This window comes from Mesorhizobium sp. M7A.F.Ca.CA.001.10.2.1 (assembly GCF_003998575.1).
Taxonomy (GTDB): Bacteria; Pseudomonadota; Alphaproteobacteria; order Rhizobiales; family Rhizobiaceae; genus Mesorhizobium.
Genome location: NZ_RZQY01000192.1, coordinates 1 through 9,321, shown reverse-complemented (window position 1 = coordinate 9,321; position 9,321 = coordinate 1). Strand labels below are relative to the sequence as shown.

Annotated in this window: 10 protein-coding genes; 5 read left to right on the top strand and 5 right to left on the bottom strand. The window is 61.8% G+C overall.

Annotated features, from left to right (window positions below; genetic code table 11):
• From EN964_RS14610 to EN964_RS14590, 5 genes are all read right to left on the bottom strand, one after another.
• On the bottom strand, positions 1 to 782 hold a 782-nt coding region (locus tag EN964_RS14610; RefSeq protein WP_164775821.1), incomplete at its 3' end, for a UDP-glucose/GDP-mannose dehydrogenase family protein.
• Positions 783 to 849: 67 nt separating this feature from the next.
• A complete protein-coding gene (locus tag EN964_RS14605; protein ID WP_127267658.1) occupies positions 850 to 1,707 on the bottom strand; it encodes a family 16 glycosylhydrolase in 858 nt (285 codons plus the stop codon).
• Positions 1,708 to 1,856: 149 nt separating this feature from the next.
• On the bottom strand, positions 1,857 to 2,255 hold the full coding sequence (locus EN964_RS14600; protein ID WP_127267659.1) for a hypothetical protein: 399 nt from the start codon (positions 2,253 to 2,255) through the stop codon (positions 1,857 to 1,859).
• Positions 2,256 to 2,545: 290 nt separating this feature from the next.
• Positions 2,546 to 3,568: a glycosyltransferase gene (locus EN964_RS14595; protein ID WP_127267660.1), complete on the bottom strand. Its 1,023-nt coding sequence runs from the start codon at positions 3,566 to 3,568 to the stop codon at positions 2,546 to 2,548.
• A gap of 95 nt (positions 3,569 to 3,663) precedes the next feature.
• Positions 3,664 to 4,794, bottom strand: coding sequence for a nucleotidyltransferase family protein (locus tag EN964_RS14590; RefSeq protein WP_127267622.1), 1,131 nt, complete (start codon positions 4,792 to 4,794; stop codon positions 3,664 to 3,666).
• Positions 4,795 to 5,308: 514 nt separating this feature from the next.
• Between EN964_RS14590 and EN964_RS14585 the strand changes: the two genes are divergently transcribed.
• The 5 genes from EN964_RS14585 to EN964_RS14565 all read left to right on the top strand — a co-directional run.
• Complete coding sequence (locus tag EN964_RS14585) at positions 5,309 to 5,461, top strand: lasso peptide (protein WP_013891488.1); 153 nt, start codon at positions 5,309 to 5,311, stop codon at positions 5,459 to 5,461.
• A gap of 137 nt (positions 5,462 to 5,598) precedes the next feature.
• The gene (locus EN964_RS14580; protein ID WP_127267623.1) at positions 5,599 to 5,913 is read left to right on the top strand and encodes a PqqD family protein; all 315 of its coding nucleotides are present in this window, start codon (positions 5,599 to 5,601) and stop codon (positions 5,911 to 5,913) included.
• Positions 5,897 to 6,460: a lasso peptide biosynthesis B2 protein gene (locus EN964_RS14575; protein WP_127267624.1), complete on the top strand. Its 564-nt coding sequence runs from the start codon at positions 5,897 to 5,899 to the stop codon at positions 6,458 to 6,460. Before EN964_RS14580 ends, EN964_RS14575 begins: the two co-directional genes overlap by 17 nt.
• Positions 6,457 to 8,379: a lasso peptide isopeptide bond-forming cyclase gene (locus EN964_RS14570; RefSeq protein WP_127267625.1), complete on the top strand. Its 1,923-nt coding sequence runs from the start codon at positions 6,457 to 6,459 to the stop codon at positions 8,377 to 8,379. The genes EN964_RS14575 and EN964_RS14570 overlap by 4 nt, the downstream gene beginning before the upstream one ends.
• The coding region (locus tag EN964_RS14565; protein ID WP_127276475.1) for a serine kinase at positions 8,376 to 9,321 on the top strand (946 nt) is incomplete at its 3' end. The genes EN964_RS14570 and EN964_RS14565, both read left to right, overlap by 4 nt.

The following is a 9,321-nucleotide window of genomic DNA, read 5'->3' as shown; positions in this document are numbered from 1 at the left end:
AGACCCGGATAGATGAAATGGTAGCCGATTCGGGGATCGCTGCCGATGCCCTTGCGGACCTCCTCGATGTCGGCGCCGAGCTGTTCGGCCAAATTGGCCATCTCGTTCATGAAGCTGATCTTGGTCGCCAGCATACAGTTGGCGGCATATTTGGTGAATTCGGCGCTGCGCACGTCCATCACGATCATCTTCTCGTGGTTGCGGTTGAACGGCGCGTAGAGTTCGCGCATCACAGCCTCGGTGTCCTCGCTGTCGGTGCCGACGATGATGCGGTCCGGCTTCATGCAATCGGCGACCGCGGACCCCTCCTTGAGGAACTCGGGATTCGAAGCGACATCGAAAGCCAGGTCCTCGCGGCCTCTTTTCTTCAACGTGTCGGCAATCCTGGCCTTCACCTTTTCGCAGGTGCCGACCGGCACCGTAGACTTGCCGACGACGATCTTGGGTTTGTCCATTTCGCGGCCGATGGTCTCGGCGACGGCCAGCACATATTTGAGATCGGCCGAGCCGTCCTCGCCCGGCGGCGTGCCGACCGCGATCATCTGGATCTCGCCATGCCTGACAGCGGCGGCGGCATCGGTGGTGAACTTGATGCGGCCGGCAGCATGGTTTTCCTTAACGAGGTTTTCCAAACCGGGTTCGAAAATGGGAACCAGGCCCTGGTTGAGCCGCTCGACCTTGGCGGCGTCGATGTCGACGCACACCACCTGATGCCCGACTTCGGCAAGGACCGCAGCCTGCACGAGGCCGACATAGCCAATTCCAAACACCGTCAAATTCATTCGGTTTCATTCCCATGCAAGGCAGCGGACCGTTTTCGGTCCCGCCGGTTCAAATCGACTTTCCCAACTACTTTACACTGCATGCCAGCGATTCCGGAAATTGACAGGGTTCGCCGAGCGCCGTGAAGGCAACCCGCTCGATCTGCAGGGAAAGCTTGCGGCCCGGATCCGCGAACGCTCCCATCCAACCCTTCATCGTATCGCTGCCCCAAAAGCTGAAGAATATCTTCTGTGCATGGCTGGGCAGCTTCGCCGGGTCGGTAATCGTGTTCACCAGCTGGCCGTTGACGTACCATCGCAAGCTGTCCTTCTGCCAGACGAAGGCGTAGTCGTTGAAGGCGTTCTCCGTGCCGCCCGGCACGTCGACCAGCTTCTCGTTCTTGCCCTTGCCCGCGATATAGGCATTGACCTGCACCTTGGAGGTGTCCTTGGTCAGCACCTCGAAGTCGATCTCGTCCCAGGGCTGCTTGTCGCTGGGACCGATATAGGTGAAGAACGCCGCGTTAAGGCCGGAGCCGGTATCGGTCTTCAGCCGTGCCTCATAGGTGCCGTAGCCGAAGCGCTGCTTGGTCTGGATCTCGCCGCAGACGTAGTCGCGATCCTTCAGCGTCTGCTTTTCGAAGCCGAGCGAAAGCACATTATTCGACAGTTCGACCATGCCTTTCGACCAGGTGCAATTCTGATGGCTGCCGTTGTTCCAGCCGTCGGAAACATACCAGCGCGCACGATCGAAGCTTTTGAAATCATCGACGAAGGACGGCGATGTCGGAATGTCCTGGGCGTAGGAAGGGGTTGCCGGGAAACCGCCGAGAGCAGCCAGCAGCAACGCACCGAGCGACCCCAGCCGTCGCCAGGCGGCTTGTCCGGTCCGATATGCGAGAGGCGGCGCGTCAATTGCCGTCGTAGGTTTCGGATTCGACTTCATATCAAACTCACCTTTGCGCTGTGTGTCCCCAACCCAAAGTCGACGTGCGAACCGCTCCTGAACGGGCCAACCTTGACCTTCCCTGTGACCCTCTCGATTGCTTCCCGCCTTGCATCAAATCTGTTGCAACAGTTCCGAGCCTTCACGTTTCAACCTCTGCCGGCGCCTGCCGGCCAGGCGAATTCCGCCGAGGCGGCGGCCGAATCGGCGTCCTCGTCGAAGACCATATCCAGCGAATGACGGAGCTCTTTCATCATGCCGTCCTGGCGCGACAGCGCTGCAATGCGGCGTTCGCAATTCAGGATTGACTGTGTCAGTGCGCTGACTTCCGAAGACCGCTTGTCGGAAGCTGAGCCGTTCTCCATGGCTTCGACCAGGAAGGCGGCGTTGGTCGACGTTGTCCGGTAGCGATTCTCAAGCCCGGTTCTTTCGGCCTCGATCTCGGCCGCAATTTGTTCGAACAGCTTTGCCAGACGATCAAGACGTGAAACATCGGCCTGCCGGTCGCGGGCCGGATCCCTTGATCTGAAACCGAATATCGAGGCCATGGGCTCAGGTTCCTGTCATCGCCGGCTTGTGGGCCGGGCTTCTGGCCGATCCCCGCAGCCGGGGCTCAAAAACTCGCCTTGCATTGTCCTGCTCCTCTGAAGGAGAGACATCGGACCAATCCGATCGGGGGCCAGTTCGGCTGGTCGTCCAATATGCTGCACCGCAACATAGACTGCCATCGTCGGAGCCGCGAGGCAACCACCCAATTCGTAAACTCATAAATCCAGCCGAAATGGTTTGCGTGATGACGTGTCGCGAGCGGACAAACCGCAGGCCTCGGGCCTCGCTCTCAGCGTTCCTTGCCCATGCTGGTTCCAGCCATCAGAAAGCGCCGCGGCGGCACAGGCTTTTGGCTGGACATAAGGCCGACGCGACGAAACAGCGCCTCGAGCTTGTCGGAAGCCACGCCCTGGACGATGGGGACGAGGTTGGACAGGCTGGCGAAAGCGTAAGCCGCGGCCGATGCCAGCCCCCGCTCAGCCTTGACGTCAAGGAAATTGCGCAGCCGATATTTGTCGCGCACGTGCCGTTCATGCCGCCGCAGCACCGCCTTCGAGCCTTCCGGCAGACTGTCGATCGCCAGCAGCGCCAGATCCGCATCGGCCAAACGCTTCAGGTCCTGAGTCTTGTGGCGGCCGCTCAAAGAATCGGCGCGGACGACGGCGCCGTAGCCGCAGGAGCGAATGACCTTGAACCGCGCCCCGCATGCGACTGCGCGGGCGTAGAGTTCATAGTCCTCGCCCAGCCGCAGGCTCTCGTCGTAGCTCAACCCGTGGCGGTGGAGGAAGGCACGGCTTATCACCGGCTTCAAGAAGCCCAGTTCGCCCCTCTGCACGCGGCGCCTGGAGATGTTGCCTTCGACGAAGCGCTCGAAATCGAGGAATTCCGGATCGGCGGCAAATTGCGGCGCGACGATTTTCGTCGCGTCGCCCGTCGCATCATCCCTGATCAGCATGATGTTGTCGGCTGCGAAATCCCAATCGGCCCCGGCAAACAGGTTGCGAAACCGGCCTTCGAGGAAAAAATCGTCGGCATCAAGAATGCTGATGAACGGCGATTTCGAGCCGGCGATGGCTGCGTTGCGGGCAAAGGAGGGGCCGCGATTGACATCGAGGCGCATCACGGAGAGCCGCCCGCTGCCATCATCGGCGGATCGTGCGACATCGGCGGTGTCGTCGGTAGAGGCATCATCGACAACGACGACCTCCGCCACTTCCGGTTCGCGCAACGCGGATGCGATGGCGACGGCGATTGTCGCTGCGGCGTTTTTTGCCGCGATGATCACGCAGACCTCGAATTTCGTCATCGACATGGATTTGCCTCTCGTACAGGTAATATCGATTTGCCCTCGCCCCGTACTCCTTCGATGCCCTACAGAATTGCCATCAGCACCCAATTTGCCTTCATTCAGCGACTTCCCGGCCGCTCGAAGATGCGGCGGCTGATATCGGCGGACGCCGCCCAGCCGGCTTCGGCCAGATAGCGGACCGGCGCGCGGCCGCACAGTTCCCACAGCACCGTTCGCCGCTGTGGCCACCGCAGCGACGGCAGCCATGGCGCGATGACCATGCTGAGCAGATCCTCATTGCCGATGCGCGACAGGATCCTGGTCGCGCGCTGCGACAGCAGCGTGCCAGCGCCGCCGAGTAGCACATCGGCGGCGCGCAGGCCAAGCAGCAGCGTGTCGTCCAAACCTTGTACGGTTGCGGCATCGAGCAAACGCTGCTGATCCCCCTCGTCGAGGCGGGCGGCGCTGGCACCGATATCACAGACGTAGCCCGCGCAGGGTTCCCGGTTGAAAAGTGCCTTGGCGACGCTGATGCAGGACAAAAGCAAAGTATCGGCCACCGAGGTGAACGGCACCGTCGCACCGGCGATTTCGACCTGTCGCTTGCGCCGCAGAAACCCGTCCGCGTCGCGCGGGCTTGGCGAGCCGGGCTGCTGGAGGCGGTAATGGAGATCTACCGTGGACGACCTCGGCCCGTCGTCCCGGGTCATGTGCTGTTCGCCGAGGAAGCGGACCCACCAGACGGAGTTCGACTTGCCTGATACCTCATAACCGATCTGGCGAAGCGCATCACGCGCCCTGAAAAATCCGAGCGGCGAAACAAGGATGTCGACATCGCCGGACGGCTTCATGAAGTGGTCGTCGTAGAGAAGCTGCTGCTGGAACGGACCCTTCAGAAAAACAAAATCGATCTCGCTGGCGCGCAGCACATCATGGACCGCCATGGAATCCATGATGCAGGACGCGTTCATCGAAACCGTCCTCCTGCGGTAGGTGTCGAGCCATCGGAAAAGCTCAGGCGGCCTCTCAAGCGCGGGTGCGCGCGAAAGGGCCTTGAGGACAAAGGTGGCGACCTTGTTCAGCCTGGCGATGTCGGCAATTTTGGCACCGTCCAGATCACGCATCGAAATGTCGCCCGCGCCGGCGTGCGGCCCGGCAAAATACAATCGCAGGCAGGCCTGTACGTAGGCCACCTCGTCGGCACAGCCGGCGGCGCGCAATCGTTCGTATGAGCCGTCAGGCAAGGCCATTTAGCGCACAATCTCCCAAGAAAGCGGTTTGCGCGAACACTTATGCTGCACGTGCGAAGCAAACATCACCAAAAACCTCGATGCCGTAAAGCCTTTCCTTTTGCAGTGCGAATTTTTGCAACCGAAGCGTCTATCGAGATCGCGTCGGAAAGAAGTGAGAACCGCGGCTGAAATATCCTTGCCAGGTCTTTTAGCCGATCCGCGGCCGAATTTTCCAAACCGAAAATTCTTTCCATTAGCGAAGCCTAAAAATAAGCACAAAACAAACGATTTATGCAAGCAAAATCATATGCTTAAAGAATCAGCACAGGCGCTGCCATCATGCCCAAGGAATCGGCTAAAAAGTGACAAGTTTTAGGCATGGCCGCTCATGTCCTGACGCCAGCAACGTAATTGATTAACGGAAGGTAAAACAGTCTTGACTCATAAATGCTGCCGTGCAGCTATTGCATTGCAGCATAAAAGTGCTGACGGCACTCGACAGGCCGTTTCCAGTCCTAAATCGGAGAGTAAAATGGAACAGAATGTTGAAAAGCATGAATACGAGACACCAAGCCTGACGGTTCATGGTTCGATTGAGACCATCACCCAGGGTGGCGGCGGCAACACGGCGATCGACGCGTCGTTCCCCGCGCACACGCCGATCGGCGACCTGACGTTCTCCTGAGACTTATAGCCGTTTCCAGAGTGACATTTTGGGACTCTGGATTCAAAAGCAGACGTAAGAGGGGTCGGGGGGCCAGCCTCCCGACTTCTCCTGCGCCAACCGGAGATGTCGAAGCGTTTTGTCAGTGAGGTGCGGGGATGAACGGGAAGCAATCCGACCATGATCTGGCCGACCACGATAGCGTGAGTGCGACCAAGGATGCCGTGGCCTGCGAGTTCGGCGATGGCTTGGCGCTGCTCAATCTCAAATCCAATGTCTACTACAGCCTGAATGGCGTCGGCGCCTTCATCTGGGATTTGATCCAGGAGCCCCGGTCGATCGGCGACATCCGCAGCGCCGTGCTTGCGCGCTATAATGTCGACCCGGTGCGCTGCCAGGCCGATGTCGACGCATTGCTGAAGGGCCTGACTGATAATGGGCTTGCGAGACGGCATCATGAGGCACTTGTCTAAACCGGCCCAGCACAAGACGCTGGTTTCGCAGGCCATAGTTTCGCGGGCCCTGGTTTCGCGGGCCACGGCTTTACGGCAGGAACCCGCGAGGGAAACAGGCCTCAAGCAGTCGAAGCGCGGCGAAAGCCGGCACGGGCTGGTCAGGATTTTCTCCCTGAGCGGCTCGGAAATGATCTTCCTTGGCCATTGCCTGCTGGTGGTGGCGACAGTTCGGCTGGGGCTGACGCTGCTGTCCTACAATCGTGTACGCAGCCTGGTGACGCGCCTAGACGCGCGGCAGTGCGCTTCAATGGGCGAACTGCGGCGTGTCGCCTGGGGCGTTGCCGCCGCGGCCCGTTTCGTCCCTTACGCTACGTGCCTGACCCAGGCGCTCTCCGGCCAGTATATTCTCGCCCGCCAAGGCAATGAATCGACGATACGCATCGGCATCGAACGTGGTACGGGCGAGCAGTTGAAAGCACATGCCTGGCTGGTCAGCGACAACCATATCGTGCTTGGCGGATCGATCGACGGCTTCGCCCATCTCGTCGACCACGGCAGCCGATGAGCGGCGTCGCTGGAATCCTGCTGCGCGGAGCACACGCACCGGCGGTCGCGGCGGCAGACATTCAGCAAATGCTGGCGCGCATGCGCCATCGCGGTCCTGACGGCAGTTCTTGGTGGCTGGACACCAGCATCGCCCTTGGCCACGCCTGGCTCAACACATCGGATGAGGTCGGCCCAGGCCCTTTGACGATGGCTGGCGGCCGGCTCGCCATCACCGCCGATTGCCGGCTGGACAACCGTGACGAGTTGCTGGCCAGGCTCGGTATCCGCGACCAGTCGGTGGCCGACGCGATGGTGCTGATGCGGGCCTATCTGCGTTGGGGCGAAGCCTGTCCGGAGCATCTGCAAGGCGATTTCGCGTTCGCCATCTGGGATGACGAGCGGCAATCGCTGTTTTGCGCGCGCGATCATTTTGGCGTCAAGCCGTTCTACTACCACGCGGCGGACCGGCGTTTTGCCTTCGCGTCCGAGATCGGGCCGATCCTGGGCGTCGAAGGTATCCGCGCACGTGTCAGCGAGCGCCAGATCTCCGGCTTCCTGGCCGGGCTTCCCGACGACCCGCAGTCGACCCCCTACAGCGATATATTCAGCCTGCCGGCCCGCCACAGCCTGACCGTCACCGCGCAACAGGTGATGTTGCGTCGATACTGGCAGATCGAGCCGTCGGCGCGGCCCTTGCGGTCGGATGCATCGGAGGAATTCGCCCATCTGTTCTCGCAATCGGTGCGCAACCGCATGCGAGGGACCTCGGCAGTCGGCGCAATGCTGAGCGGCGGCCTCGATTCCTCATCTATCGCCTGTGTCGCCGGCCTGCAGAATGCCGCTGCGCGCAAGCCGAAGCTGCCGACCTTCTCGCTGGTTTTCGAGAAGGGCTCGCCGATGGACGAGCGGCCCTTCATCGATGCCGTTCTCGACCAGCAGAAGGTCGACGCGACACTGATCCCGGTCGGCAACTATGCCCCATTCGCCGAATTCGAACGCGTGCTGGAAGAACAGGAAGGAACGTTCCTGGCGCCGGGCCTGACGCTCACCCGCGGTGTCTACCGGACTGCCGGCGCCAAGGGCATCAAGGTGCTGCTGGACGGCCATGGCGGCGACGAGGTCGTTTCCCAAGGCCATGGTCACCTGCACGAGCTTGCGAATGGCGGCCGATGGATGGATCTGTGGCGCGAGGTCCGCAGCGCCTCCAATACCTATGGCGACAGCACGCTTGGCCTTTATCTCCAGTTCCTGACCCTCTACGGGCCGGCCTGGCGCATCGCCAAGCTGAGGCATCTGGCCAACCGTGCCCTGAACAGGATCCGCAAGCCCGCGCACGTGCAGCGCGCACGAAGCTGGCGCGACCTGATCAATCCGGACCTTGCCAAGCGCACCGAGCTTGTCGACCGGTTTCACCGGGCCGGCTATATGCCGCCCGGCGTTCAGGCCAGCGACGCCTTGAGCCATCGCTGGATCCTGTCGAACGGCTATGTCCCGCATGCTTTCGAGGTTCTCGACAAGGCCGCCGCCAATTTCGGCGTCGAGCCGCGATACCCATTCTGGGACAAGCCGCTGGTCGAGTTCTGCCTGGCATTGCCGGGCGAGGAGAAGCTGAGCCACGGCTTTGGTCGCTATGTGCTGCGTCGCGCCATGCAAGGCGTATTGCCGGAGGCGGTGCAGTGGCGACGCGACAAGATCGACTTCACCGCCAATCTCGTCAACGGCATGCTGCGCAATCATCGCGACCTCCTGGAACAGCTGCTGGTCTCGGATGCAGGCCGCATCGCGCCTTATGTCAATCTGCCGCAAGTGAGTGCTGCCTATGCGCGACTGCTGCGCCAGCCCGATCAGGCAGCCCCCCTGGATGTCCAGTATGTCTGGCGCTCGGCCTCGCTGTCGCTCTGGCTGCGGCAACTCCCGCACGGCGGGAGCCCCACGTGATGCCGCGCAACGAGCCGATGGCCGCATACAGTGATAATCCCCGTCCGCATGGCCGGGCAATGCGAGAACGCCGCTTCTACCGCGCCTATGGTCTGACCATCGCGTCGGAGGTGATGTTACCCGAACTGCAGCCGGCGCCGCCCGGGGCGGCGGATGTCGTGATCGCCGTCGGCGCGATCGACCTGCCAAAGCCGGCGCCCGAAGCCGCGACCGACTTTCGCTTCGAGGCGGACCGGCAATATCTGGCCTGGCATGCCGTGGGCGCGTTCCTGATCACCGATTCCAACCGTATCGACATTGAACCGGCGCCCGGCGTCGACGACGCGCTGCTGGCGTTTCCGCTGCTCGGCCCGGTCATGGCGCTGCTCTTGCACCGGCGCGGCCTGCTTGTCCTGCATGCCAGCGCCATCGCCGCCGCCGGCCCGAGCGCCATCTTCATGGGTGACAAGGGTGCCGGCAAGTCGACGACCGCAAGTGCGATGATCCGGGCCGGGCATCGACTGCTTACCGATGACGTGGTGGCGCTGGACCTCGCCAATCCGAGTGAGCCAATGACCGTTCCGGGCTTTCCGCAGATCAAGCTGGCGGCCGACGCCGCGGCGGCGATCTCGCTCGGGGAAGCGGAAGTGCGGCCGCAAGTGCATCCGGCGATCGACAAGATGCAGCATCGCCTGAACGGTGACTTTTCGGGCGACAAGGTGCCGGCGACCAGGATCTATATCCTCAAGCGCGGCGAAAGGGCTGGCATCACGCCCTTGCCCGCCATTGCCGCCCTGCCGGCCATCATCAAATTCTCCTATGTGACGCGCTTCGGCCGCGCGGCCCTCCCCGACGACTTCGCGGCGGCGCATCTTCGGCAATGTTCATGGATTGCCAACCATATCGGCGTGCGGCGGCTGGAAGTCCCGACGGGCCTGGACAGGATCGGTGAAGCCGTGGAAC